This is a genomic window from Metapseudomonas otitidis, assembly GCF_900111835.1.
GTDB lineage: Bacteria > Pseudomonadota > Gammaproteobacteria > Pseudomonadales > Pseudomonadaceae > Metapseudomonas > Metapseudomonas otitidis.
The window spans coordinates 143,664-169,935 of record NZ_FOJP01000009.1 but is presented as its reverse complement, the minus strand read 5'-3'; the positions used below and the strand labels follow the sequence as shown (position 1 = coordinate 169,935).

At 65.3% G+C, this 26,272-nt stretch carries 22 protein-coding genes and 2 tRNA genes; 21 read left to right on the top strand and 3 right to left on the bottom strand.

From position 1 onward, the window contains the following. The first annotated feature begins 35 nt into the window (after positions 1-35). From BM198_RS13440 to BM198_RS13380, 13 genes are all read left to right on the top strand, one after another. On the top strand, positions 36-1,535 hold the full coding sequence (locus BM198_RS13440; RefSeq protein ID WP_074970541.1) for an NAD(P)H-hydrate dehydratase: 1,500 nt from the start codon (positions 36-38) through the stop codon (positions 1,533-1,535). Next, complete coding sequence (gene tsaE / locus BM198_RS13435) at positions 1,523-1,990, top strand: tRNA (adenosine(37)-N6)-threonylcarbamoyltransferase complex ATPase subunit type 1 TsaE (protein WP_074970538.1); 468 nt, start codon at positions 1,523-1,525, stop codon at positions 1,988-1,990. Before BM198_RS13440 ends, tsaE begins: the two co-directional genes overlap by 13 nt. A gap of 8 nt (positions 1,991-1,998) precedes the next feature. Continuing rightward, entirely contained in the window at positions 1,999-3,438 is a 1,440-nt protein-coding gene (locus tag BM198_RS13430) for an N-acetylmuramoyl-L-alanine amidase (RefSeq protein ID WP_160480390.1), read from the top strand. 5 nt (positions 3,439-3,443) lie between these two features. Next, positions 3,444-5,327, top strand: a complete 1,884-nt coding sequence (gene mutL / locus BM198_RS13425) for a DNA mismatch repair endonuclease MutL (protein WP_074970682.1) — start codon at positions 3,444-3,446, stop codon at positions 5,325-5,327. 1 nt (position 5,328) lies between these two features. Then, positions 5,329-6,303, top strand: a complete 975-nt coding sequence (gene miaA, locus BM198_RS13420; protein WP_074970532.1) for a tRNA (adenosine(37)-N6)-dimethylallyltransferase MiaA — start codon at positions 5,329-5,331, stop codon at positions 6,301-6,303. 97 nt (positions 6,304-6,400) lie between these two features. After that, the gene (hfq, locus tag BM198_RS13415; protein ID WP_003453015.1) at positions 6,401-6,655 is read left to right on the top strand and encodes an RNA chaperone Hfq; all 255 of its coding nucleotides are present in this window, start codon (positions 6,401-6,403) and stop codon (positions 6,653-6,655) included. A 12-nt stretch (positions 6,656-6,667) separates the two neighbouring features. Further along, positions 6,668-7,969 carry a ribosome rescue GTPase HflX gene (gene hflX / locus BM198_RS13410; protein ID WP_074970530.1) on the top strand — a complete coding sequence of 434 codons (1,302 nt, stop codon included), beginning with the start codon at positions 6,668-6,670 and terminating at the stop codon, positions 7,967-7,969. A 97-nt stretch (positions 7,970-8,066) separates the two neighbouring features. Further along, positions 8,067-9,227: an FtsH protease activity modulator HflK gene (gene hflK, locus BM198_RS13405; RefSeq protein WP_074970528.1), complete on the top strand. Its 1,161-nt coding sequence runs from the start codon at positions 8,067-8,069 to the stop codon at positions 9,225-9,227. Next, the gene (gene hflC / locus BM198_RS13400; protein ID WP_044401180.1) at positions 9,227-10,093 is read left to right on the top strand and encodes a protease modulator HflC; all 867 of its coding nucleotides are present in this window, start codon (positions 9,227-9,229) and stop codon (positions 10,091-10,093) included. The genes hflK and hflC overlap by 1 nt, the downstream gene beginning before the upstream one ends. A 105-nt stretch (positions 10,094-10,198) precedes the next feature. After that, positions 10,199-10,384 carry a DUF2065 domain-containing protein gene (locus BM198_RS13395; protein ID WP_044401399.1) on the top strand — a complete coding sequence of 62 codons (186 nt, stop codon included), beginning with the start codon at positions 10,199-10,201 and terminating at the stop codon, positions 10,382-10,384. Between the two features lie 34 nt (positions 10,385-10,418). Then, a complete protein-coding gene (locus tag BM198_RS13390) occupies positions 10,419-11,603 on the top strand; it encodes an ATP phosphoribosyltransferase regulatory subunit (protein WP_044401182.1) in 1,185 nt (394 codons plus the stop codon). Between the two features lie 52 nt (positions 11,604-11,655). After that, on the top strand, positions 11,656-12,951 hold the full coding sequence (locus BM198_RS13385; RefSeq protein ID WP_044401184.1) for an adenylosuccinate synthase: 1,296 nt from the start codon (positions 11,656-11,658) through the stop codon (positions 12,949-12,951). Between the two features lie 217 nt (positions 12,952-13,168). Continuing rightward, positions 13,169-15,103 carry a methyl-accepting chemotaxis protein gene (locus tag BM198_RS13380; protein ID WP_074970526.1) on the top strand — a complete coding sequence of 645 codons (1,935 nt, stop codon included), beginning with the start codon at positions 13,169-13,171 and terminating at the stop codon, positions 15,101-15,103. 55 nt (positions 15,104-15,158) lie between these two features. On the opposite strand, the gene BM198_RS13375 is transcribed toward BM198_RS13380, so the two are convergent. Then, positions 15,159-15,245, bottom strand: a tRNA-Leu gene (locus BM198_RS13375). A gap of 108 nt (positions 15,246-15,353) precedes the next feature. Further along, a tRNA-Leu gene (locus BM198_RS13370) sits at positions 15,354-15,440 on the bottom strand. Between the two features lie 203 nt (positions 15,441-15,643). Here BM198_RS13370 and rnr point away from each other — a divergent pair. The 8 genes from rnr to alr all read left to right on the top strand — a co-directional run bounded on the left by rnr (position 15,644) and on the right by alr (position 24,180). Continuing rightward, positions 15,644-18,433 carry a ribonuclease R gene (gene rnr, locus BM198_RS13365; protein ID WP_074970524.1) on the top strand — a complete coding sequence of 930 codons (2,790 nt, stop codon included), beginning with the start codon at positions 15,644-15,646 and terminating at the stop codon, positions 18,431-18,433. Beyond that, the gene (gene rlmB / locus BM198_RS13360) at positions 18,430-19,197 is read left to right on the top strand and encodes a 23S rRNA (guanosine(2251)-2'-O)-methyltransferase RlmB (RefSeq protein ID WP_044401189.1); all 768 of its coding nucleotides are present in this window, start codon (positions 18,430-18,432) and stop codon (positions 19,195-19,197) included. Before rnr ends, rlmB begins: the two co-directional genes overlap by 4 nt. A gap of 222 nt (positions 19,198-19,419) precedes the next feature. Then, complete coding sequence (gene rpsF, locus BM198_RS13355) at positions 19,420-19,839, top strand: 30S ribosomal protein S6 (RefSeq protein WP_044401190.1); 420 nt, start codon at positions 19,420-19,422, stop codon at positions 19,837-19,839. Positions 19,840-19,868: 29 nt separating this feature from the next. After that, positions 19,869-20,099: a 30S ribosomal protein S18 gene (rpsR, locus tag BM198_RS13350; protein WP_003452992.1), complete on the top strand. Its 231-nt coding sequence runs from the start codon at positions 19,869-19,871 to the stop codon at positions 20,097-20,099. Positions 20,100-20,133: 34 nt separating this feature from the next. After that, on the top strand, positions 20,134-21,009 hold the full coding sequence (locus tag BM198_RS13345; protein ID WP_044401192.1) for a hypothetical protein: 876 nt from the start codon (positions 20,134-20,136) through the stop codon (positions 21,007-21,009). Positions 21,010-21,030: 21 nt separating this feature from the next. After that, entirely contained in the window at positions 21,031-21,477 is a 447-nt protein-coding gene (gene rplI / locus BM198_RS13340) for a 50S ribosomal protein L9 (RefSeq protein ID WP_044401193.1), read from the top strand. Between the two features lie 144 nt (positions 21,478-21,621). After that, positions 21,622-23,016, top strand: coding sequence for a replicative DNA helicase (gene dnaB / locus BM198_RS13335; RefSeq protein WP_044401194.1), 1,395 nt, complete (start codon positions 21,622-21,624; stop codon positions 23,014-23,016). Between the two features lie 87 nt (positions 23,017-23,103). Next, positions 23,104-24,180 carry an alanine racemase gene (alr, locus tag BM198_RS13330; RefSeq protein ID WP_074970522.1) on the top strand — a complete coding sequence of 359 codons (1,077 nt, stop codon included), beginning with the start codon at positions 23,104-23,106 and terminating at the stop codon, positions 24,178-24,180. Positions 24,181-24,198: 18 nt separating this feature from the next. On the opposite strand, the gene BM198_RS13325 is transcribed toward alr, so the two are convergent. Further along, positions 24,199-26,085: a diguanylate cyclase gene (locus BM198_RS13325; protein WP_139233621.1), complete on the bottom strand. Its 1,887-nt coding sequence runs from the start codon at positions 26,083-26,085 to the stop codon at positions 24,199-24,201. Between the last annotated feature and the right edge of the window lie 187 nt (positions 26,086-26,272).

Below are 26,272 nucleotides of genomic sequence, written 5' to 3'. Positions count from 1 at the left end.
ATTCTGCCAGACCCCTGCCTGAACTACCGAATCGCATGTCCGATCCTGTCGATGATCTGCCGCTGTCGCTTTATTCCTCCGAGCAGGTGCGCGCACTCGATGCCCGCCTGATCGCCGCGGGTACCCCCGGCTTCGAACTGATGCAGCGGGCTGCCCATGCCGCCTGGCGGGCCCTGCGTCGCCATTGGCCAGAGGCTGGCGAAGTGACTGTACTGGCCGGTCGCGGCAACAACGCCGGGGATGGCTACCTGCTGGCGGCCCTGGCGGCTCGTGCAGGTTGGCAGGTGCGCGTCCTGGCGGTTGGGGAGCCCCAAGCGCTGGCGGGTGATGCGGCGCTGGCCCGGGATGAGGCCCAGGCAGCAGGTGTTCCGATCATTGCCTGGCACGCCGAGGAGCCCCTGCGCGGCGTGCTGGTGGATGCGTTGCTCGGCACTGGCCTCTCCGGACCGGTGCGCGCGCCTTATGACGTAGCCATCCGCCAGATCAATGGCAGCGGCCTGCCGGTGCTGGCCGTTGATATTCCCTCGGGACTCAGTGCGGACACCGGCCAGGTGCTTGGGGTGGCGGTTGTCGCGACGATGACGGTGACGTTCATCGGCCTCAAGCTCGGCCTGTTTACCGGCCAGGCTCCTGATCATGTGGGGGCGTTGGTTTTCGATGACCTCAAGGCGGATCCGGAAGTGGTCGCCGCTCATCCGGTCCTGGCCCGCAGGCTGGCGCTCGGCGGCCTCCCATCCCTGCTGCCGAGGCCGCGCACAGCTCACAAGGGGCGCTACGGGCAGGTGCTGGTCGTGGGCGGCGAGCGTGGTACCGGCGGTGCAGCGTTGCTCAGTGCCGAGAGTGCTTTGCGCAGCGGGGCGGGGATGGTCTCCCTGGCGACCCGGGGCGAACACCTGGCCGCTGCCCTGGCGCGGGTGCCTGAAGTGATGAGCGTGGCCGTCGAGTCGACGGGTACGCTGCGGCCGCTTGTGGAACGTGCCGATGTGCTGGTGGTGGGGCCGGGGCTCGGGCAGGGCCCCTGGGGGTGGGCCTTGCTGAGCGTTGCGTCGGCCGCTGCACTGCCCCAGGTCTGGGATGCCGACGCACTGAATCTGCTGGCTGCGGGTGCTGTTCAACTGCCGTCCGATTGCGTGATCACGCCCCACCCCGGCGAGGCGGCGCGCCTGCTGGGTGTAGAGGTCGGCCAGGTTCAGGCTGATCGACCCGCCGCTGCCTTGGCGTTGGCCCGGCGTTACAGCGCCGTGGTGGTGCTCAAGGGGGCTGGCAGCCTGGTGGCCTCGCCCGATGGCCGCCTGGCGCTCTGTGACCGGGGGCATCCGGCCATGGCCACCGCCGGGCTCGGGGATGTCCTGGCGGGGCTGGTTGGCGCCTTGCTGGCACAGCACCTGTCACCCTTCGAGGCCGCTGCCCTGGCCACCTGGCTGCATGCCGTGGCCGGGGAACGCCAGGGGCTCAAAGGACGCGGCCTGGCGGCCAGCGATCTGATACCTACCATTCGTCAGTTGATCGAGGAGTATTCGCCGTGCCTGAGCTGAAGCTGTTCGCCCAGGGAGAAGACGCCATGACCGCCCTTGGGGCCCGGTTGGGGCATGTCAGCGGTGGGCGGGGGGTGATCTACCTTCATGGCGACCTGGGCGCGGGCAAGACGACCCTTTCGCGCGGCTTGCTGCGGGGACTTGGGCATGCCGGTGCGGTCAAGAGCCCGACCTTCACCCTGGTGGAGCCCTATGAGATCGATGGGGTCGCGGTCTATCACTTCGACCTGTACCGCCTGGTCGACCCCGAGGAGCTGGAATTCCTCGGTATCCGCGACTATTTCGAGGGCGATGCGTTGTGCCTGATCGAGTGGCCCGAGCGGGGTCAGGGCGTTTTGCCAAAGGCGGACCTTGACATTACCATTAGCGCCCATGCAGGCGGCCGCTCGCTGCATTTCTCGCCGCATACCGCGCGCGGCGAAGCCTGGTGTGCCGCCTTGGCCACGGGAGAATGAAGACGAGTATGGGGTGGAGTATGCGCTCGCGCGCACTGTTTGCCGGGATCGGTCTGCTGCTGGCAGCCTTTGCCACCAATATCCTGGCTGCCACCGAGGTCCGCAGTGTGCGGCTCTGGCGTGCTCCCGACAACACCCGCCTGGTCTTCGACCTGTCCGGCCCGGTGCAGCACAGCGTGTTCACGCTGACCGCGCCGGATCGCATCGTCATCGACATCAATGGCGCCCAGTTGGGCACTCAGCTGGACAAGCTGTCCATCGCCAACACGCCGATCAAGAGCGTCCGCTCGGCCCAGCGCTCGCCGACCGACCTGCGGGTGGTGATCGACGTGGCGCCCGGCGTCACGCCCAAGAGCTTCACCCTGGCGCCCAACCAGCAGTATGGCAATCGCCTGGTGGTCGACCTGTACGACCAGCCCTCTGCCGCCGAAGAGGCCAGCGCCCCGCAGGTAGCGACGGCGCCCAGCACGCCGCAGCCGCCGGTTTCCCCCACTCAGCCGTCCACCGGCAAGCTGCCGCCGGTTTCCGGTGGCAAGCGCGACATCATCGTTGCCATCGACGCCGGTCACGGCGGCGAGGACCCGGGCGCCCTCGGGCCCAAGGGGCAGCACGAGAAGGATGTGACGCTGGCCATCGCCAAGGAGTTGCAGCGCCAGATCAACCAGGAGCGGGGCTTCCGCGCCGAGCTGGTGCGTACCGGCGATTACTTCATTCCGCTGCGCAAGCGCACCGAGATCGCCCGCAAGAAGGGCGCCGACCTGTTCGTCTCGATCCACGCCGACGCGGCGCCGAGCCGCAGCGCGTTCGGTGCCTCTGTCTTTGCCTTGTCCGACCGGGGCGCCACGTCCGAGACGGCCCGCTGGCTGGCGGACAACGAAAACCGTTCCGACCTCATTGGCGGTGTGGGCAGCGTCAGCCTGGATGACAAGGACCGTATGCTGGCTGGCGTGCTGCTGGACCTGTCGATGACGGCTACGTTGTCCTCCAGCCTGAACGTCGGGCACAAGGTGCTGACCAACATCGGGCGCGTCACGCCGCTGCACAAGCGCCGGGTCGAGCAGGCGGGCTTCATGGTGCTGAAGTCCCCGGACATCCCGTCGATCCTGGTGGAGACCGGTTTCATCTCCAACCACCAGGAATCCCAGAAGCTGGCCTCCGCCGGGCACCAGCAGGCGCTGGCGCGCTCCATCCAGAGCGGCATCAAGCAGTTCTTCGTGCAGAACCCGCCGCCGGGGACCTACATCGCCTCCTTGCGTGATGCGGGCAAGATCGCCGCCGGCCCGCGTGAGCACATCGTCGCGTCCGGCGAGAGCCTCGCGCTCATCGCCCAGCGCTATCAGGTCAGCCTGGTGGCGTTGCGCAACGCCAACGGTTTGAAGAGCGACACCATCAAGGTCGGCCAGACCCTGAACATCCCGGCCACCACGGCTCTGGCGGCCCAGCCATGAGCGACATGGCAGAACTGCGCCGCATCCACCTGCTCAGCCCGCGCCTGGCCAACCAGATCGCCGCCGGCGAGGTGGTCGAGCGCCCGGCTTCGGTAATCAAGGAGCTGCTGGAAAACAGCCTGGATGCCGGTGCGCGTCGGATCGACGTGGAGGTCGAACAGGGCGGTGTGAAGCTGCTGCGGGTTCGTGATGACGGTTGCGGCATCCCCTCCGATGACCTCCCCCTGGCCCTGGCGCGCCACGCCACCAGCAAAATCCGTGATCTGGATGATCTGGAACGGGTCATGAGCCTGGGGTTCCGGGGCGAAGCACTGGCTTCCATCAGCTCCGTGGCACGGCTGACCATGACCTCGCGCACGGCGGATGCCGACCAGGCCTGGCAGGTGGAGACCGAAGGGCGTGACATGGAAGCGCGCGTTCAGCCTGCCGCCCACCCGGTGGGAACCTCGGTGGAGGTGCGCGACCTGTTCTTCAACACGCCGGCGCGGCGCAAGTTCCTGCGGGCCGAGAAGACCGAGTTCGAGCATCTGCAGGAGGTCATCCGGCGCCTCGCCCTGGCGCGGTTCGATGTGGCCTTCCACCTTCGCCACAACGGCAAAACGGTATTCGCGCTGCATGAGGCCCGTGACGAGATTTCCCGCGCGCGGCGCGTTGCCAGCGTGTGCGGCTCGGCTTTCCTGGAGCAGGCGCTGCCCATCCAGGTGGAGCGCAACGGTCTGCACTTGTGGGGGTGGGTGGGGCTGCCTACGTTCTCCCGCAGCCAGGCGGACCTGCAGTATTTCTACGTGAACGGTCGGATGGTGCGGGACAAGCTGGTGGTGCATGCGGTGCGCCAGGCGTATCGCGATGTGTTGTACAACGGTCGCCATCCGACCTTCGTGCTGTTTCTGGAGCTGGACCCTGCGGCGGTGGACGTGAACGTGCACCCCACCAAGCACGAGGTGCGTTTCCGCGAGGGGCGCACCGTCCATGACTTTCTCTACGGAACCTTGCATCGCGCCCTGGGCGAGGTGCGGCCCGAAGACCAGCTCGCCGCGCCTGCGGCGGTCGCGCCCGTGGTTCGCCCTACCGGGCTGGAAGCGGGCGAGTTCGGTCCCCAGGGGGAGATGAGCCTGGCCGCCAGTGTGCTGGAGCGTCCTGTGGCCGAGCCTGCCTGGCGACCGACAGCCTCGTCTGGCGGTTATGCGCTGCCGTCCCGGCCTGCCGGCCCTGTAGGGACGGCCGAGGCCCAGGCGGCTTACCGCGAATATTTCGCGCCGTTGCCGGATTCGGCGCCCGTGAGCCTGCCGGAAAGCCAGGGCGATATTCCGCCGCTGGGCTATGCGCTGGCACAGCTAAAGGGCATCTACATCCTCGCGGAAAACGCCCAGGGGCTTGTGCTGGTCGATATGCATGCGGCTCACGAGCGCATCACCTATGAGCGCCTGAAAATCGCCATGGCTAGCGAGGGGCTCAAAGGACAGCCGTTGCTGGTGCCGGAATCCCTGGCGGTGAGCCAGCGCGAAGCAGACTGCGCTGAAGAGCACGCGGCCTGGTTCCAGCGGCTTGGCTTTGAGCTGCAGCGACTGGGGCCGGAGACCCTGGCGATCCGCCAGACACCGGCATTGCTGAAGCAGGCCGAAGTCTCCCAGCTGGTGCGCGACGTGCTGTCGGATCTGCTCGAATACGGGACCAGCGACCGCATTCAGGCGCACCTGAACGAGCTGCTGGCGACCATGGCCTGCCATGGCGCGGTGCGTGCCAATCGCCGGCTGACCGTGCCGGAGATGAATGGCCTGCTCCGCGACATGGAGCAGACCGAGCGCAGCGGCCAGTGCAACCACGGGCGCCCCACCTGGACCCAGTTGGGCATGGACGACCTCGACAAGCTCTTCCTGCGGGGCCGTTGAGATGGGGGAGCGTTTGCCGCCTGCCATCTTCCTGATGGGGCCGACTGCTGCGGGGAAGACCGATCTGGCCATCGAGTTGGCCCAGGCGCTGCCCTGCGAGTTGATCAGCGTTGATTCCGCCCTGGTGTATCGCGGCATGGATATCGGCACCGCCAAGCCGGATCGCGCCACGCTGGAAGCCTACCCGCATCAATTGATCGATATCCTCGACCCTGCCGACGCCTATTCAGCTGCGGATTTTCGCGCGGATGCGCTGGCCGCCATGGCGGATGCCACCGCCCGGGGCCGCATACCGTTGCTGGTTGGCGGCACGATGCTCTACTACAAGGCGTTGCTGGAGGGGTTGGCAGATATGCCCAGCGCGGATCCGGCCATACGGGCTGAGCTGGAAGCCCGTGCCGCGCGGGAGGGATGGGAAGTCTTGCATCAGGAGCTGGCAACGGTCGATCCCGAGTCGGCGGCGCGCATACACCCCAATGATCCCCAGCGCCTGACCCGGGCGCTGGAGGTGTACCTCTCTGGCGGTGTTTCCATGAGTGAGCTGCGGCGTCGACAGGCGTCGCAAAATCACGACGCCGGCCCTGCTGGGGCGGGGCATTTGCCTTATACTGTCGCGCAGCTGGCGATTGCTCCTGCGGATCGCCAGGTTTTGCATGCACGAATTGCGCAACGATTTCGTCTGATGCTGGAACAGGGGTTCGTCCAAGAGGTCGAAAACCTGCGCGAAAGACGTGACTTGCACGCAGGATTGCCGTCTATAAGGGCTGTGGGTTACCGCCAGGTATGGGAATACCTCGGGGGCAACCTGACCCGGGCCGAAATGGAGGAGCGAGGCATCATTGCCACGCGCCAGTTGGCCAAGCGACAGTTCACCTGGTTACGCAGTTGGGCCGATTTGCACTGGCTCGATAGCCTGGCTTGCGACAATCTGCCGCGCGCCTTGAAATACCTGGAGTCGGTCTCCATATTGGGCTAAGACCTCGCCAGTTACCGTCTATCCTTGGGGGTAGGGCGGCCAACTTTCTCGTCATTTGACAACTCATACGAATTAGATCCCTACAGGAGTGCGGCATATGTCAAAAGGGCATTCGCTACAAGACCCTTACCTGAATACCTTGCGTAAGGAACGCGTACCGGTTTCCATCTACCTGGTCAACGGCATCAAGCTGCAGGGCCAGATCGAATCCTTCGACCAGTTCGTGATCCTGCTGAAGAACACCGTCAGCCAGATGGTCTACAAACACGCCATTTCCACCGTTGTACCGAGCCGCCCCGTCCGCCTGCCCAGCGCCAGCGAACAAGAGCAGCCTGAGCCCGGTAACGCCTGATAGGAGTCTGCTTTGTTTTTCGAACGCCCAGGTGGTGGTGAACGTGCCGTCCTTGTTCATTTGGAAGGCCATGATCCTGAGGCGCGAGAAGACCCGCAGGAATTCCAGGAGCTGGCTCGATCGGCTGGTGCGGATACGGTGGCCTTCATCTCCGTTTCCCGTCACCAGCCGACCGCCAAATACCTGATCGGCAGCGGCAAGGTCGAGGAGCTTCACGATCTGGTCAAGGCTGAGCAGGCTGAACTCGTCATCTTCAATCACACCCTTACACCCAGCCAGGAGCGCAACCTCGAGCGCGCCTTCGAATGCCGGGTGCTGGACCGCACCGGTCTGATCCTCGATATCTTCGCCCAGCGCGCCAGGACCCATGAAGGCAAGCTGCAGGTGGAGCTCGCGCAGCTCGAACACATGAGCACCCGCCTGGTTCGCGGCTGGACCCACCTGGAGCGCCAGAAGGGCGGTATTGGCCTGCGTGGTCCCGGTGAAACCCAGCTGGAAACGGACCGTCGCCTCCTGCGCGTGCGCATCCGCCAGATCAAGCAGCGCCTCGAAAAGGTCCGCAGCCAGCGTGAGCAGGCCCGGCGTGGCCGCAAGCGAGCGGATATCCCTTCCGTGTCACTCGTGGGGTATACCAACGCGGGTAAATCCACGCTTTTCAATGCCCTGACCACGTCCGAGGTCTATGCGGCAGACCAACTGTTCGCCACGCTGGATCCCACGCTGCGCCGGCTCGAACTGGCCGATCTGGGGCCGATCGTGCTGGCAGATACCGTGGGTTTTATCCGCCATCTTCCGCACAAGCTCGTCGAGGCTTTCCGGGCTACCCTTGAGGAGTCCAGCAACTCCGACCTGCTGCTGCACGTTATCGATGCTCATGAGCCTGAGCGGATGGCGCAGATCGAACAAGTGCTGGCGGTACTGGGGGAGATCGGTGCCGATGGATTGCCGATGCTGGAGGTCTACAACAAGATCGACCTGCTGGAATCCATGGAGCCGCAGATCCAGCGAGACGAGAATGGCAAGCCCGAGCGTGTCTGGTTGTCTGCCCGCGAGGGCAAAGGGCTTGAGCTGCTTGAGCAAGCGATTGCCGAGTTGTTGGGGGAGGACCTCTTCGTAGGGACCCTGAAGCTACCGCAGCGTTTGGGGCGCCTGCGGGCGCAGTTCTTCGCACTGGGGGCCGTGCAGAGCGAGCAGCACGACGAGGCTGGCGATACATTGCTGGCAGTCAGGTTGCCGCGTGTCGAGCTGAACCGGCTTGTCAGTCGCGAAGGCTGGCAACCTCAGGCGTTCATCGAGCAACACACTTTGCAATAAGGCCGCGGAATGGCTTTTTGCCGCAGATAGCGGGCTTTCGGTAGCATTGGCGGACGTGCCTTGGGCGCGTCTTTGCTTTATCAGTATGGAGAGCGCTATGGCTTGGAACGAGCCGGGTGGCAACTCGAACAATCAGGATCCCTGGGGTGGCCGCCGTGGCGGTGACCGCAAGGGACCGCCGGATCTGGACGAAGCCTTCCGCAAGCTGCAGGACAGCCTTAATGGCCTGTTCGGGGGCGGCAAGAAACGAGGCGGCGATGAAAACCGTGGCGGTGGCTTCGGTTTGCTGGGTATCGCCCTGTTCATCCTTGTACTGGGCTGGCTCTACAGCGCGGTGTACGTGGTCGATGAACAGGAGCAGGCGGTGGTACTTCGCTTCGGCAAGTACTACGACACCGTTGGGCCTGGCCTGAACATCTATTTCCCGCCGATCGATCGCAAGTTCCAGGAGAACGTCACCCGCGAGCGCGCCTATAGCAAGCAGGGGCAGATGCTCACCGAGGACGAGAACATCGTCGAAGTGCCGCTCACTGTGCAGTACAAGATCAGTGACCTGCAGAAGTTCGTGCTGAACGTCGATCAGCCTGAAGTGAGCTTGCAGCACGCCACCGAGAGCGCCCTCCGTCATGTGGTGGGCTCGACCGAGATGGACCAGGTGCTGACCGAAGGCCGTGAGCTGATGGCCAGTGAGATCAAGGAGCGCCTGCAGCGCTTCCTCGACACCTATGGCACCGGCATCACCGTCACCCAGGTCAACGTCCAGAGTGCGGCTGCGCCCCGTGAGGTGCAGGAAGCATTCGATGACGTGATCCGTGCCCGTGAAGATGAACAGCGTGCCAAGAACCAGGCAGAGGCCTACGCCAATGGCGTGATCCCTGAAGCCCGTGGTCAGGCCCAGCGCATCATCGAAGAGGCCAACGGTTACCGTGAAGAGGTCATCTCCCGTGCCAAGGGTGAGGCTGATCGCTTCACCAAACTCGTGGCTGAATACCGCAAGGCGCCCGATGTCACGCGCCAGCGCCTTTACCTCGACACCATGCAGGAAGTCTTCAGCAACACCAGCAAGGTCCTGGTAACGGGTGATAAGGGGCAGAACAACCTGCTGTATCTGCCGCTGGATAAGATGATCGACAACCGCGGTGGTGCCAGTGCGGCGATGCCGGCCCCAGCCCCATCGAGCGGCGCGGCCAGCGACCTGGGTTCGCGTGTCACCACCGATCTGCAGCAGCGCGATCTGCGTTCTAGGGAGAGTCGCTGATGGGTAACAAGTCGCTGATCGCCCTGATCGGGGCTGTCGTGCTCGGGCTGGTAGCCTGGAGCAGCTTCTACATCGTGGCCCAGACCGAACGAGCGGTTCTCCTCCAGTTCGGCCGTATCGTCGAGGCGGATGTCCAGCCCGGCCTTCACGTGAAGATCCCCTACGTCAACCAGGTGCGTAAGTTCGATGCGCGCCTGCTGACCCTGGATTCACCCACCCAGCGTTTCCTGACCCAGGAGAAGAAAGCGGTGATGGTGGATGCCTATGCCAAGTGGCGGGTCTCCGATGCCGAGCGCTTCTACACCGCCACATCCGGCCTCAAGCAGATTGCGGACGAGCGACTCTCCCGTCGTCTCGAGGCCGGCCTGCGCGACCAGTTTGGCAAGCGCACCCTGCATGAAGTGGTGTCCGGTGAGCGCGATGGCCTGATGGCCGATATCACGCGTTCGCTGAACACCATGGCCAGCAAGGAGTTGGGTATCGAGGTCGTGGACGTCCGCGTGAAGGCCATTGACCTGCCTCGCGAGGTGAACCGCAGCGTTTTCGAGCGCATGAGTACCGAGCGCGAGCGGGAAGCACGTGAGCATCGTGCCAAGGGTAGCGAGCTGGCAGAAGGTATCCGCGCGGATGCCGACCGTCAGCGCCGTGTACTGCTGGCCGAGGCCTACCGGGAGTCCGAAGAGCTTCGCGGTGATGGTGATGCCCAGGCGGCTGCCATCTATGCCAAGGCCTACAGCCAGGACCCGGAGTTCTATTCCTTCTACCGGAGCCTGCAGGCTTACCGCGAGAGCTTCGCCAAGAAGAGCGATGTGATGGTGCTGGACCCGCACAGCGAGTTCTTCCAGTTCCTGAACAAGGCCAAGTGAGGATGCACCCCGGCGGACGAACCTGACCGCCGGGGTGACCCTCCGGGAAAACGTGTTATGATGGGCCAGCCGGGAAATCCCGGCTTTTTTGCGTCCGCGGGAATCATGTGGCAGGAAATCGGCATAGCGATCTGTTTTGTGCTGGTGCTGGAAGGCATCCTGCCCTTCCTCTATCCGCGCCGTTGGCGTGCCGCGGTGCTTGGGTTGGCGAGTCTGAAGGATCGCCATCTCCGCCTCATGGGCCTCGCCAGCATGTTGCTGGGGACCGGCCTCCTGTATCTGCTTCACTGAAGGCTTGCCGCCCAGCTAAGAGGGGAGTGGCGAAATGGCAACGGTAGATCGCTGGCTGCTGCCAGACGGAATCGAAGAAGTACTGCCGCCCGACGCGGCGCGCATCGAGGCAGCCCGCCGCCAGGTACTGGACCTGTTCCAGCGCTGGGGCTACGACTTCGTGGTAACCCCGCACATCGAATTTCTCGAATCCCTGCTCACGGGCGCCGGGCAGGATCTTGAATTGCGTACGTTCAAGGTCACGGACCCGCAATCGGGACGGCAGATGGGCTTCCGCGCCGACATCACGCCCCAGGTTGCGCGCCTGGACGCCCATACCCTGCGTCGCGAAGGGCCCAACCGGCTGTGCTATGCGGGCAGTGTCCTGCATGCCAAGCCGCGCGCACTTTCCACCTCCCGCAGCCCGATCCAGCTGGGTGCCGAGCTGTATGGCGATGCCAGCCCGGCCAGCGATGTCGAAGTCATCAGCCTGATGCTGGAGATGCTCGAGCTGGCCGATGTGCCGGACGTGCACATGGACCTTGGTCATGTCGGTATCTACCGTGGTCTTGCCCGTGCTGCCGAGCTGTCGGGCGAAGCTGAGCAGCGTCTTTTCGACGCCCTGCAACGCAAGGCGGTCGATGAGGTGGCCGAGCTGACCGAAGGCCTCCCTGCGCACCTGGCCGGGATGCTTCGCTCCCTCGCCGAGCTCTGCGGTGATCGCCAGGTTCTTGAGCTTGCCCAAGGCGTCCTGGTGGATGCGCCCGAAGAGGTCCATGTCGCGCTCGATGAACTCGTCGCCATCGCGGATGAGCTGGAGCTACGTTATCCGGAGCTTCCGCTGTACTTCGACCTGGGTGAGCTGCGTGGCTACCACTACCACACGGGCGTGGTCTTCGCGGCGTTCGTACCAGGTGAAGGGCAGTCCATTGCCCAGGGTGGTCGCTACGACGACATCGGCGCCGACTTCGGGCGTGCGCGCCCCGCAACGGGCTTCTCCACCGATCTGAAGACCCTGGTGACCCTGGGGCGCATGCAGCTGGATGATGCGCCCGCCGGAATCTGGGCACCGGATGTCCATGACGTCTACCTCTGGCAGGCAATCAAGCGCCTGCGTGGCGAAGGCCAGCGTGTCGTTCAGGCGCTGCCGGGCCAGGATGTGGGCAGTGCGCAGGAAGTGGCATGCGATCGCCAGCTGATCCTGCAGGATGGGCGCTGGCAGGTTGCGCCCCTGGTTTAAGGTTTTCCCGCCGGCGCGCGCCGGCATCGAGCTTCCGAAGAGGACAAGTGTTATGGGTAAGAATGTCGTGGTCCTGGGCACCCAGTGGGGTGATGAGGGCAAAGGCAAGATCGTCGACCTGCTGACCGACCAGGCTGCAGCTGTCGTGCGCTACCAGGGCGGCCACAACGCAGGTCACACCCTGGTGATCGATGGCGAGAAGACCGTCCTGCACCTGATTCCGTCCGGCATCCTGCGCGAGAACGTGCAGTGCATGATCGGCAACGGCGTGGTTGTGGCGCCGGACGCGCTGATGCGCGAGATCACCAAGCTCGAGGAGAAAGGCGTACCGGTTCGCGAGCGCCTGCGCATCAGCCCCTCCTGCACCCTGATCCTCCCGTACCACGTGGCCCTCGACCAGGCGCGCGAGAAGGCGCGTGGTGACGCCAAGATCGGCACCACCGGTCGTGGCATCGGCCCGGCCTACGAGGACAAGGTTGCCCGCCGTGGCCTGCGGATCGGCGACCTGTTCCACCGCGAGCGTTTCGCCGCCAAGTTGGGCGAGCTGCTGGACTACCACAACTTCGTCCTGCAGAACTACTACAAGGAGCCGGCCGTCGACTTCCAGAAGACCCTCGACGAAGCCCTGGGCTATGCCGAGCTGCTGAAGCCGATGATCACCGACGTCGCCGCCCGCCTGCACGAACTGCGCAAGCAGGGCGCCTACATCATGTTCGAGGGCGCCCAGGGCTCCCTGCTGGACATCGACCACGGCACCTACCCCTACGTGACCAGTTCCAGCACCACCGCTGGCGGTACCGCCACCGGCTCCGGCTTCGGCCCGCTGTACCTGGACTACATCCTCGGTATCACCAAGGCCTACACCACCCGTGTCGGCTCCGGCCCGTTCCCCACCGAGCTGTTCGACGACACCGGTGCATACCTGGCCAAGCGTGGCCACGAGTTCGGTTCCACCACCGGTCGTGCCCGTCGTTGTGGCTGGTTCGATGCCGTCATCCTGCGCCGCGCCATCGAGATCAACAGCATCTCCGGCCTGTGCCTGACCAAGCTGGATGTGCTGGATGGCCTCGAAACCATCCGCATCTGCACTGGCTACAAGGACCAGAACGGCAACCTGCTGGACGACGCGCCGACCGATGCCGACAGCTACATCGGCCTGCAGCCGCTGTACGAGGAAATGCCGGGCTGGACCGAGTCCACCGTCGGGGCCAAGTCCCTCGAAGAGCTGCCCGCCAACGCCCGCGCCTACATCAAGCGCGTGGAAGAGCTGGTGGGGGCGCCCATCGACATCATCTCCACTGGCCCGGATCGCAACGAGACCATCGTCCTGCGCCATCCCTACGCCTGAGTGCGATGAACGAGAAAGGGCCGCTGATGCGGCCCTTTTTCTTTGCGAGACAGCGACCGTTCGTCGACCCCTTCTCCTTCCCCTCCGCGCGTCCGCCCCGTCGCAGCCACACTCCATGGGCCGGGTTTCAAAAATTTGCGGCATGCCCCTTGCTGAGGACCTATATAAATCCCGGAAGTCGCCGTTAACCCAGAACGGTCGTTGAGGAGTAATCGTCGTGTCCGCCATCCTTTCCCTCCTGCAGAGCCGCCTGTTGCGGCCTGTATTTATCGCCCTCGGAATCGCCCTGCTGGTGCAGGTGGTGGTGGCTGTTGCACTGACTCGGGGCACGGTCGATGCCTTGGTCACGGACCTTGGCAAGCGCCTGGGGGATGACACCCAGCGCCTGTCCGGAGAACTGGCCCAGGCGGGGCAGGAGGTGTCGGGAAGCCTTTCCAGTCTCTCCACCCAGACCCGCGAGCGCCTGAGCGCCTCCCTTTCCGAGCGGTTGAAGGCCGAGCAGGGGCAGCTGCGCGAATCCCTCGAGCAGAGCCTGAAGGCATCCGCCAACGACCTGGCCCAACTGCTGGCGGCCGTAGCACCTCGCGCCATGTGGGACAGCGATATCCCCACCCTTTCCGAATTCGCTCGGCGCGCCCAGCGCAACCCCAATGTGCTGTTCGTGATCTACGACGATGCCCAGGGTCAGCACCTGACCCGCTACCTCAATCGCGAGAACGAAGTCATCAAGGCCCTGCTGGACAAAGGTCAGGGTGAGCGCGCGCTGGACAAGGTCCTGGATGCAGCGGCCCACGACCCTTCTGTCTATCTGGTCGAGGCCTCCATCAGTCCCAACGGAGTGGAGATCGGCAAGGTGCGCCTCGGCGTTTCCACCGCCTCCGTCGAAACCCAGTTGAAAGCCCTGGACAGTCGCTTCAGTGCCCTCATCGCCAGCAGCGGCGACCTCGTGGCCCAGAGTCTCGCGGGGGCGGCTACCGGCAGTACCGCCGTACTCACGGCGCGCTTGAAGTCTGCCCAGGATGCAGCCAGCAGCATGAGCACCGGTGCCCAGAACACCGTCGAGGGCGCCGCCCATGAGTTGCGCTGGCGCATCGGTCTGGCGCTTGTGCTGGTCGGTCTTGGCGTGCTGCTGGTCCTAGCGGTGGTGCTGGGGCATCGGGTGGTCAATCGCCTGCGCCTGCTCATATCCGCGTTGAATGACCTGGCGGCAGGCGAGGGCGACCTGACCCGGCGCGTGCAGATCGACAGCCGTGACGAGGTGGGGGAGATGGCGGGTGCGGTTAACCGCTTCATCGACAAGCTCCAGCCGATCGTCCGTGAGGCGGGCGAGGTGGCGGTGCGCACCGGTTCGGAGATCCGCTCCCTGGCGGAGCGCAGTAGGGTGGCCGAGGCTGCCGCTGATCGGCAGCGCAACGAAGTCGCCGGCAGCCTGGAGGCTCTGGGCCAGATGGCGGCCGAGGCCCAGGCCGAGAGCCATGCCATGCAGACCGCGCTCCAGCAGGTCGGCGAGATTCGCCAAGCCACCCAGGACAGTGCAGCGATCGCTCGCAAGGTAGGTGGGCTGATCGAAACCCTGGAGGAGCGGGTCCAGAACGGTTCCGAAGTCATCGAGCGCCTGGCGCGGCAAAGCGAGCAGATCGAAGTCGTGCTCTCGGTGATCCACGGTATTGCCGAGCAGACCAACCTGCTCGCGCTCAACGCTGCAATCGAGGCGGCGCGCGCAGGGGAGAGCGGTCGCGGATTCGCCGTGGTCGCCGATGAGGTCCGGGCGCTGGCCAGCAAGACCCAGCAATCCACCGGTGACATCCAGGCTCATATCGGTGCGCTGCAAAAAGGTGCGCAGGAGGCGGTGGCTGCCATCTCCCAGGCCCGAGCGCGGGCTGCCGAGGGGATCGACGCTCTGCGGGACAGCGAGCGCCTGCAGCAGAGCGTCCAGCAGGCGGTCGAAGGTGTGCACGAGGCGGTACGGACTGCGGCGCGCGCGGCTGAGCATCAGGCCGAGGGAGCGGGGGCGGTACGCGGGCGGGTCGATGTCATCCACGCCGAGGCGCGCCTTGCAGCCGAGGCTGTCGCGGCCACGGCCAGCAGCGGGCGCGTGCTGGATGGCCTGGCGGCCCAGCTCAAGTCCAGTCTCGGGCAGTTCAAGGCGTGATGAGGGAATGCCAGAAAGCACAAAGCCGAGCATTGCTCGGCTTTGTCTTGAAGAGTGGTGCCCAGGAGAAGACTCGAACTTCCACGGTGTTGCCACCGCTAGGACCTGAACCTAGTGCGTCTACCAATTCCGCCACCTGGGCACTTTGCGATGATTACTCATCGACTTTTGCTGCACTTGATCGACTGTGTCGACAGGGAGTGCTGCGTCCCTATTTTGAAATCCGACGCATTGTCGTGTTTCTGAAGAGTGGTGCCCAGGAGAAGACTCGAACTTCCACGGTGTTGCCACCGCTAGGACCTGAACCTAGTGCGTCTACCAATTCCGCCACCTGGGCACTGCGTGCGATGATTGCTCACCGTCTTCACACTACAACGTCAGCAACGTTGTGGGCGCGAACTATACGGTTCGGGTTTTTGCTTGTAAACCCCTGACCCCGAAAAAAATTATTCTCTGGCGAAAGCTGACCGACGATTGGATTTCGCGCTTCAATAGCTACATGACAAGCCGACCTATGAATGAAAAGGTGATTCCCAACTGATGGCCGATTGGCAAAACCTCGATCCCGAGGCCGCACGCGAAGCGGAAAAATACGACAACCCCATTCCCAGCCGTGAACTCATCCTGCAGCGCCTCGACGAACGTGGCGCGCCCGCCAGCCGCGAGCAGCTGGTGGAAGAGTTCGGCCTGACCACGGACGACGAGCTGGAAGCCCTGCGGCGCCGGCTGCGTGCCATGGAACGTGATGGCCAGCTTATCTATACGCGCCGTGGTGCCTATGCACCGGTGGACAAGCTCGACCTCATACGCGGCCGCATCAGCGGCCACCGGGACGGCTTCGGCTTCCTGATCCCCGATGATGGCAGCGACGACCTCTTCCTCAGCCCCGCCCAGATGCGCCTCGTGTTTGACGGCGACCGCGCCCTCGCGCGTGTTTCCGGCCACGACCGCCGTGGCCGCCGTGAAGGTGCGCTGGTGGAAGTCATCGAGCGCGCCCACGAGACCCTGGTGGGCCGCTTCTTCGAAGAGAGCGGCATCGGCCGCGTGGTCGCCGACAATCCCAAGATCCAGCAGGAAGTGCTGGTGGCTCCCGACAAGCGGGGCGGTGCACGCCACGGCCAGTTCGTCCAGGTGCGCATCGAGCAATGGCCGAGCGCCTTCCGCCTGGCCCAGGGTGAAGTGGTGGACGTACTGGGCGACTACATGGCGCCCGGCATGGAGATCGAAGTCGCCCTGCGCAGCTACGACATCCCCCACGAGTGGCCCGAGGCCGTCGAGAAGGAGGCCGCCAAGCTCAAGCCCGAAGTGGCCGAGAAGGACAAGCAGAAGCGCGTCGACCTGCGCGACCTGCCCCTGGTCACCATCGACGGCGAGGACGCCCGCGACTTCGACGATGCGGTCTACGCCGAGGCTCGCAAGGGCGGCGGCTGGCGCCTGTTCGTCGCCATCGCCGACGTTTCCCACTATGTGAAGGTCGGTTCGGCGCTGGATGAAGAAGCCGCCAAGCGCGGCAACTCCGTCTACTTCCCCGAGAAGGTCGTGCCGATGCTGCCGGAGGTCCTCTCCAACGGCCTCTGTTCGCTGAACCCCCAGGTCGACCGGCTGGCCATGGTCTGCGAGGTCACCCTGTCCCGGGCTGGCAAGATGACCGGCTACGAGTTCTACGAAGCCGTCATCCACTCCCATGCACGGCTCACCTACACCAAGGTCAGCCAGTTGCTGGAGACGCCCGACTCCCCGGAAGGGCAGCAACTCGCCGAGCAGATGCCGCACCTGGTCCCGCACCTGCAGCAGCTCTACAAGCTCTACAAGGTGCTCCTGGCCGCACGCCACAAGCGTGGCGCCATCGACTTCGAGACCCAGGAGACGCGCATCGTCTTCGGCGCCGATCGCAAGATCGCCGAGATCCGTCCGACCCAGCGCAACGATGCCCACAAGCTGATCGAGGAATGCATGCTCTGCGCGAACGTCGCCACCGCGCGTTTCATGCAGGACCATGACATCCCCTCGCTCTACCGCGTGCACGATGGCCCGCCGGCCGAGCGCCTGGAGAAGCTGCGCCTGTTCCTCGGCGAACTGGGCCTGACCCTCAATAAAGGCAAGGGCGAACCGACGCCGAGCGACTACCAGGCGCTGCTGGAAACCATCCGCGATCGTCCGGACTATCACCTGATCCAGACGGTCATGCTGCGTTCCCTCAGCCAGGCGGTGTACAGCGCCGACAACCAGGGCCACTTCGGCCTCAACTACGACGCCTACACCCACTTCACCTCGCCGATCCGTCGCTACCCGGACCTGCTGGTGCACCGCGCCATCCGCAGCGTGATCCGCTCCAAGCGCGAAACCGAGCACGTCCGCCGTGCCGGCGCCGCCGCCATGCCCAAGGCACGCATCTACCCGTACGACGAAGCGGCTCTTGAGCGCCTCGGCGAGCAGTGCTCCATGACCGAGCGCCGTGCCGACGAAGCCACCCGCGATGTCACCAACTGGCTGAAGTGCGAGTACATGCGCGAGCGGGTGGGCGAGACCTTCCCCGGCGTCATCTCTGCCGTCACCGGCTTCGGCCTGTTCGTCGAACTCACCGACATCTATGTGGAAGGCCTGGTGCACGTCACCGCCCTGCCTGGCGACTACTACCACTTCGACGCAATCCATCACCGCCTCGCCGGTGAGCGCAGCGGCCGCAGCTTCCGTCTGGGGGATCAGGTGGAAGTGGTCATCGCCCGGGTCGACCTGGACGAGCGCAAGATCGACTTCGAGCTGTCCGAGAACGTGCTGACTGCGCCGGTCGGCCGCAAGAAACGCGGGGCCGACAAGGCCGCGCCGGTTGCTGAGCCTCGTACCGCCAAGGGGGCCAAGACCCGCAGCCGCGGAAGCAAGCCCTCTGCCCAGGCGAAGAAGGCCGCGCGAGCGCTTCAGCCCGAGCAGATGGCTCCCGGCGTCGCCGTGGCACCCCGTCGTGCCAAGGCCGGCAGGGTCCAGGCGCTGCCGCCGGTGGCGCCCGAAATCCTTGCCCAGGCCGAGGAGATGCTTGGCAATACCGACGTCAAGCGCAGTCGCGCCCTGAAGCAGGCGTTGCTCAGCGAGGCCCGACAGGGCGGCGAGAAGCCGCGCGAAGGCAAGGGCAAGGCCGGCAAGGGTTCGTCCCGCGCCGCGCCCTTCGGCGCCGACGGCCAGGACCCGGCCGGCAAGGCCCGGCCTGCCAAGGCGGGGGGTGACAAGTCGAAGAAGGCCAAGCCCGCCGCCAAGGCGAGCAAGCCAGGCAAGCATCGCAAGGGGCCGCCCAAGCCCAAGGCCGCCGGTAGCGGCAAGAACAAGGTCAAGTCATGAGTGAGTTGGAAAAGGTCTACGGCGTGCACGCCGTGGAAGCGTTGTTGCGTCACCACCCCAAGCGCGTGAAGCAGTTGTGGCTGGCCGAGAGCCGGCAGGACCCGCGCATCCAGGCCCTGCTGGGCCTGGCCGGGCAGGCCCGCGTACCGGTCGGCAACAAGGATCGGCGTGAGCTGGATGAATGGGCCGAGGGTGTCCACCAGGGCGTCGTCGCCGAAGTCAGCCCCAGCCAGGTGTGGGGCGAGAACATGCTCGACGAACTGCTGGAGCGCAGCGAGGGCCCGCCCTTGCTGCTGGTACTGGACGGCGTCACCGATCCGCACAACCTCGGCGCCTGCCTGCGCACCGCCGATGCCGCCGGCGTACAGGCGGTCATCGTGCCGAAGGACAAGTCCGCCACCCTCAACGCTACGGTGCGCAAGGTCGCCTGCGGTGCAGCGGAGGTGGTGCCCCTGGTGGCCGTCACCAACCTGGCCCGCACCCTGGAGAAACTGCAGAAGAAGGGCCTGTGGACGGTCGGCACTGCCGGCGAGGCCGAGCAGGTCATCTACCAGCAGGACCTCACCGGCCCCACCGTGCTGATCATGGGGGCCGAAGGCAAGGGCATGCGCCGCCTGACCCGCGAGCATTGCGACTACCTCGTCAAGCTGCCCATGGGCGGCAGCGTCAGCAGCCTCAACGTCTCCGTCGCCACCGGCATCTGCCTGTTCGAGGCCGTACGCCAGCGCACCGCCGGCAAGCCTTCCGCCGCCAGCGGCCGCTAGCAAACCGCGCCGGGGCGTGCCACTTCGGCCGTCCCGGCGCGTCCTTCGCGGCTGTTCAAATATTCACCAGTTTTTCTTGCGTGGCCCTGCGCCCTTCTCTAGAATGGCGCCCCTTGCCGCGACGGCAGGCGTTCGTACGCCCGATGTCCAGCAAGCCAAAACGAAACATTCACTCCTTGCCTGACCACGATGTTGGCAGGCTACAACCCGTAAGGAGCATTTATGCGTCATTACGAAATCATCTTCCTGGTTCACCCGGACCAGAGCGAGCAGGTTGGTGGCATGGTCGAGCGCTACACCAAGCTGATCGAAGAAGACGGCGGCAAGATCCACCGTCTGGAAGATTGGGGCCGTCGTCAACTGGCCTACGCCATCAACAACGTTCACAAGGCTCACTACGTGATGCTGAACGTCGAGTGCAGCGGCAAGGCCCTGGCCGAGCTGGAAGACAACTTCCGCTACAACGACGCCGTCCTGCGCAACCTGGTCATCCGTCGCGATGAAGCCGTTACCGGCCAGTCCGAGATGCTCAAGGCCGAGGAAAACCGCAACGAGCGCCGTGAGCGTCGTGAGCGCGTTGAGACTGAAAGCGCCGCTGAAGGCGATGACAGCGACAACGACAGCGACAACGCTGACGAGTAATCCCCGGACCTTATTGAGGAGCCAAGTTCATGGCACGTTTCTTCCGTCGTCGTAAGTTCTGCCGTTTCACCGCTGAAGGCGTGAAAGAGATCGACTTCAAGGATCTCAACACCCTGAAGGCCTACATCTCCGAAACTGGCAAGATCGTTCCCAGCCGTATCACCGGTACCAAGGCCAAGTACCAGCGTCAGCTGGCCACCGCTATCAAGCGCGCCCGCTACCTGGCCCTGCTGCCCTACACCGACAGCCACGGCCGTTGATCCCGGACTGCCGGCAAGCTGAGAGATAGATCGCATGCGCGCACTGGCTGAATTCACCATGCGGGGCCGCATGCAGGCGACACTGGCCGTAGCCGGTTCCGCCGCTGTTCCACTGTTGTTCTGGCTGAGTGCGGCCGCAGGTGGCCTCGTGCTGCTGCGGCGCGGCTTCAGCGATGCCTTCGGCATCCTGGCCTGGGCGGTCCTGCCGGCGTTCTGCTGGTGGTACCTGGGCGAACCGAGCACCCTTCTGGTCCTGCTCGGGACGCTGGTGCTGGCGCAGATCCTGCGCGCCACCACCTCCTGGAACCATGTACTGCTGGGCAGCCTGGTGATCGGGGTGGTGTTCGCCCTGGTGCTGGGCCATACCCATGGCGAATTGATCAGCGCCCTCTCGACCGAGATTTCCAAGGTCATGGCGCAGTTCAAGAGTGGCAGTCCCGCGTCGGGCGAAGAGGCCGACGCGTTGCAGGCGATGATGTTGCCGCTCCTTACCGGAGTGATGGCCTCCTCGCTGCAGATGACCAGCCTGCTCTGCCTGGTGCTTGCGCGTTACTGGCAGGCGGCGCTGTACAACCCGGGCGGTTTCGGCCGCGAATTCCGGAGTCTGCGCCTGTCGCCCGTCGTCGCGGTGTTGCTGTTGCTGGGTGCCATGCTGGCACCGCAACTGTCGCCCGAGGCGGCGATGTTCGGCCCGCTGTGCAGCGTGCCGCTGCTGGTCGCCGGTATCGCATTGGGGCATGGCCTGATCGCCCAGAAACAGCTGTCGGGCGGTTGGCTGGTGGTGTTGTACGCCGCCGTGCTGATGCTCGGGAACTTGATCTGTCTGTTGGCTGTGATCGACAGCCTGTTTGATTTTCGCGGCCGCCTTGCGCGCAAGAACGGCGCCGGCCCCGCGAACGGTGAAGGTTAAAAGTTAAGAGGTTAATGCCAAATGGAAGTCATCCTGCTGGAAAAAATCGCCAACCTGGGCAACCTGGGCGACAAGGTGAACGTAAAGTCCGGTTACGGCCGTAACTACCTGCTGCCGCAGGGCAAGGCCACCGCTGCTACCGCCGAGAACGTTGCTGCGTTCGAAGCCCGCCGCGCTGAACTGGAAAAACTGGCTGCCGACAAGAAGGCTTCTGCCGAAGCCCGCGCTGCCCAACTGTCCGAGCTGGAAGTGACCATCACTGCCACCGCTGGTGACGAAGGCAAGCTGTTCGGTTCCATCGGTACCCACGACATCGCTGACGCCCTGACCGCCGCTGGCGTTCCGGTTGCCAAGGCCGAAGTCCGCCTGCCGAACGGCACCATCCGCCAGACCGGCGAATACGACGTGGCCGTGCACCTGCACACCGACGTCGAAGCCGCGGTCAAGCTGATCGTCGTAGCCGCCTAAGCGACGCGCCCGGTGGGTCCTCGCTTGAGGGCCATCCAGGCGGAGCAGGCTTGCACTCCGGTGCGGCCGGCTCAACAATCGGGCACGTCATTGCGCAAGCGGTGACGTGCCCGTTGTCTTTCTACCCCCTTCCATTCCGAGCCCATGAACGAGATCAGCATTCCCGAGCAGTTCGACCTGGAAACCTCAGCCCTCAAGGTGCCGCCGCACTCCATCGAGGCCGAGCAGGCGGTTCTGGGTGGCCTCATGCTGGACAACAACGCCTGGGAGCGGGTGCTGGACCAGGTGTCCGATGGCGACTTCTACCGCCACGACCACCGACTGATCTTCCGCTCCATCTTCAAGCTCGCCGAGCGCAACATGCCCTTCGACGTCGTCACCCTGTCCGAGCAACTGGACAAGGAAGGGCAGCTGTCCCAGGTCGGTGGCCTGGCGTACCTCGGCGAACTGGCCAAGAACACCCCCTCGGTGGCCAACATCAAGGCCTACGCGCAGATCATCCGCGAGCGCGCCACCCTGCGGCAGCTGATCGGCATCAGCAACGAGATCGCCGACAGCGCCTACGCCCCCCAGGGCCGTACCGGCGAGGAGATCCTCGACGAGGCCGAGCGCAAGATCTTCGAGATCGCCGAAGCCCGTCCCAAGACCGGCGGCCCGGTAGGCATCAACGACATCCTGGTCAGGGCCATCGACCGCATCGACGAACTGTTCAACAACGGCGATGCCATCACCGGCCTGACCACCGGCTTCGACGACCTCGACCAGCAGACCAGCGGCCTGCAGCCGGCAGACCTGATCATCGTCGCCGGCCGTCCCTCTATGGGTAAGACCACCTTCGCCATGAACCTGGTGGAGAACGCCCTGATGCGCAGCGACAAGGCGATCCTGGTGTACTCCCTGGAGATGCCCTCGGAATCCATCGTGATCCGTATGCTCGCCTCCCTCGGCCGCATCGACCAGACCAAGGTCCGTGCCGGCCGGCTGGACGACGACGACTGGCCGCGGCTCACCTCCGCGGTGAACCTGCTCAACGACCGCAAGCTGTTCATCGACGACACCGCCGGCATCTCCCCCTCGGAAATGCGCGCCCGTACCCGCCGCCTGGCCCGCGAGCACGGCGAGATCGGCCTGATCATGGTCGACTACCTGCAGCTCATGCAGATCCCGGGTTCCAGCGGCGACAGCCGGGTGAACGAGATCTCCGAGATCTCCCGCTCGCTCAAGGCCCTGGCCAAGGAATTCAACTGCCCGGTGATCGCCCTGTCCCAGCTCAACCGCTCCCTGGAACAGCGCCCCAACAAGCGTCCGGTCAACTCCGACCTCCGCGAATCCGGGGCCATCGAGCAGGACGCCGACATCATCATGTTCGTGTACCGCGACGAGGTGTATCACCCCGAGACCGAGTACAAGGGCGTCGCCGAGATCATCATCGGCAAGCAGCGTAACGGCCCCATCGGCACCGTGCGCCTGGCCTTCCTCGGCAAGTACTCGCGCTTCGAGAACCTCGCCCCCGGCAGCTACAACTTCGAAGACGAGTAGACCGGCTCGCAACATCCGTCGTGGATCAATGAACACGGGCGCCCTGCAGGTATCATGGGCGCCCGTTTTCGTTCATGAGCCACGCCCATGCGCCCGCTGATCGCCGCCGTCGACCTTTCCGCCATCCGCCACAACCTCGCCGTCGCCCAGCGCTGCGCGCCCGGACGCCAGGTGTTCGCGGTGGTCAAGGCCAATGCCTACGGCCACGGTGTACGCGAAGTGGTGAGCGTGCTGCGTGGCGTTGCCGACGGTTTCGCCGTCGCCTGCCTGGAGGAGGCTGCCGAAGTCCGCGCCCTGGACGACCGCGCCCGCATCCTGCTGCTGGAAGGCTGCTTCGAAGCGCGTGAAGTGATGATCGCCGCCCAGCTCGGCCTCGACCTGGTGATCCAGAGCGAGCGCCAGGCCCGCGCCCTGCTGGCGTCTGACATCGGCCGTCCGCTGAACGTCTGGCTCAAGCTCGACACCGGCATGCACCGCCTGGGTTTCGACGGTGACAGCCTGCGTGCCTGGCATGCCCACCTGCAGGGCGACGCACGCATCGCCGAGCTCAACCTAATCAGCCACTTCGCCTGTGCCGACGAGCGCGGCCACAGCCTCACCGAGGTGCAACTGGAGCGCTTCCTCGACGTCCTCGACCTGGATTTCCACCAGCGCAGCCTGGCCAACTCGGCCGCCGTGCTCAGCGTCCCGGCCGCTCACATGGACTGGGTCCGCCCCGGCATCATGCTCTACGGCGCCAGCGCCATCAGCGACCTCAGCGCCCGCGAACTGGGGCTCAAGCCGGCCATGAGCCTGACCGCCGAACTGATCGCCGTGCGCGACGTGGCTGCCGGCGAGAGCGTTGGCTACGGCGCCACCTGGGTCGCCCAGCGCCCTTCGCGGATCGGCACCGTCAGCTGCGGCTACGCCGACGGCTACCCGCGCCACGCCCCCAGCGGCACCCCCGTGGTGATCCACGGCCAGCGCGTCCCGCTGGCCGGGCGGGTGTCGATGGACATGCTCGCGGTGGACCTCACCGACCTGCCGGAGGCCCGCGAAGGGGATGCCGTGGAACTCTGGGGGGCGCAATTGCCGGTGGATGAAGTGGCCGCCGCCTGCGGCACCATCGGCTACGAGCTGCTGACCAAGGTCACTGCCCGCGTTCCCCGTCGCTACCTCAGCTGACGGGGAGGGCACACAGGCTCAGGTCAGCCCGGTGGGCACCTTCAGCACGTCCAGGCGCAGGCAGGCCTCGCCGGACAGCTCGCCGTTGTCGCCGAATATGGCGAAGCCCGAACGTCCCCGGTCCTTCACCTGGTAGAGCGCCTGGTCCGCCGTCTTGTACAGGCCGGCGAACTGCCGGGCGTGGTTCGGGTAGAGCGCCACGCCGATGCTGATGGTCACCGTCAGCTCGTGCTGGCCGTAGCTCACCGGCTTGGACAGCTCCGCCAGCAGGCGCTCAGCGATCTCGCGCGCGTGGGGTTCGGCATCCGGCCCGCAGATCAGCACCGCGAACTCGTCCCCGCCCAGCCGCGCCACGCTGTCGCCGCCGCGCACGTGCTCGCGCAGGCGGTGGCCGATGGCCCGCAGCATCGCGTCCCCGGCGTCGTGGCCATGGCGGTCGTTGATCGGCTTGAAGTGGTCCAGGTCGATCAGCATCAGCGCCACCGTTTCCTCGCGGCGTCCCGCATTGGCCAGGGCCTGCTCGGCGCGGTCGATCAGGTGGCGACGGTTGGGCAGGTCCGTGAGGCTGTCGTGGAAGGCCGCGTGCTCCAGCTCGCGCTCCCGCTCGCTGAGGCGCTGGTTGGCCGCCGCCAGTTCCGCCGTGCGCCGGGTCACCGCCGCCTGCAGCTCGTCCGAGCTGGCCTGCATCTGCGCCAGCCGCGCAGTCTTCTCGCGGTCGGCCAGCTCCAGCGCGGCCGCCTTCTCCTGCTTGAGCATCTGGATGCGGTAGGCCAGGGCGAAGGAGAACAGGATGGACTCGGCCGCCACCGCGATGGGGAACATGTAGGCCGTGAAGTTGGTGGGCTGCACGATTCCCGCCGCACGCATCACCAGCACGGCGGTGCTGATCAGCACCGTGCCGTAGCCCACCAGGTAGAAGCGCGCCGGGAAGAAGCCCTGGTAACAGCGCACCCCCGCGCTGACCAGCGCAGTGGGCACCGTGACGATGGGCGTCAGGGCGATCAGCAGGGCGCCCTCGGCGCGGTAGCCGAAGGCGTTGATCAGGATGGCGATGGCATAGAGCACGCAGCCGGTGTTGAACGCCCGATCCGCCCACACCAGCCCGCGCCGGGTGTAGAGCAGCTCCTGGGTGAAGCGCATGACGAAGATGCCCCACAGCGAGGGCAGGGTGATGCGGTCCAGCCAGAACGGCACCGGCCAGTCTCCCCAGAAGTACTGGAAGCCGTGACCGGTCATGCTGAGGATGAACACCAGCGCGCAGCCGGTGGCCAGCACGTACCAGAAGTAGGCCTTGTCCCGCAGCGCCACGAGGATGAACAGGTTGTAGAGGAACAGCGCCAGGATCACCCCGTAGATGATGCCGAAGCCCATGTTCTCGGTGGCACGCAGGTCCTGCAGGTCCTGCAGCTGCCAGACCTTCAGCGGGAAGGAGTTGCCGGCCGGGTCGTAGCTGCGGAAGTAGAAGGTCAGCCCCTGCTCGTCGATGGGCGGCAGGCGGAACACCATGCGCCGGTAGTCATGGTCGCGGCCCTCGGCGAAGGGCACGCTCTCGCTGGTGATGCGCTCCTGCCAGCCGCCCTGGCCGTCCGGCAGGAACAGGCTCACCCGGTACACGGTGATGCCCGAGTTCTCCAGCCACCACTGCGCCGGAGCCCCCGGCGCGCGGGCCAGTTGCACCTTCACCCACCACTGGCTGCGGCTCTGCCCCACCGAAGCACGCCCCTCGGCCGGCACGAAGCGCGCCTGCACCGCCGGGTCGGCCATGTCGGCGATGGTCAATTGGCCGCTGGGGTCTTCGAGGAGTTCGATGGAGCCGTTGAGGGTGCGGCCGCTGCTATCGGGTTGCAGGGTGAAGGGGGCTGCGCCGGCGTACGTGCACAGACCAAGAACACCCAGCAGAGCCATCAGGGGGATGAGTCGAGATAACACCGCACGCTCCTGTGTGCCCGTTACCGGTGGAAGCGGGCGATCTTGTTATCGGCGGGAGTATAGCCATTGGACATCAACGCTTCATGACAGGAGCACGAATCGTGCCGTCATCTGTCCGAAGCACCCTCAAAAAACCAAGCGTGGGAGTCGGGCTTGTACATTT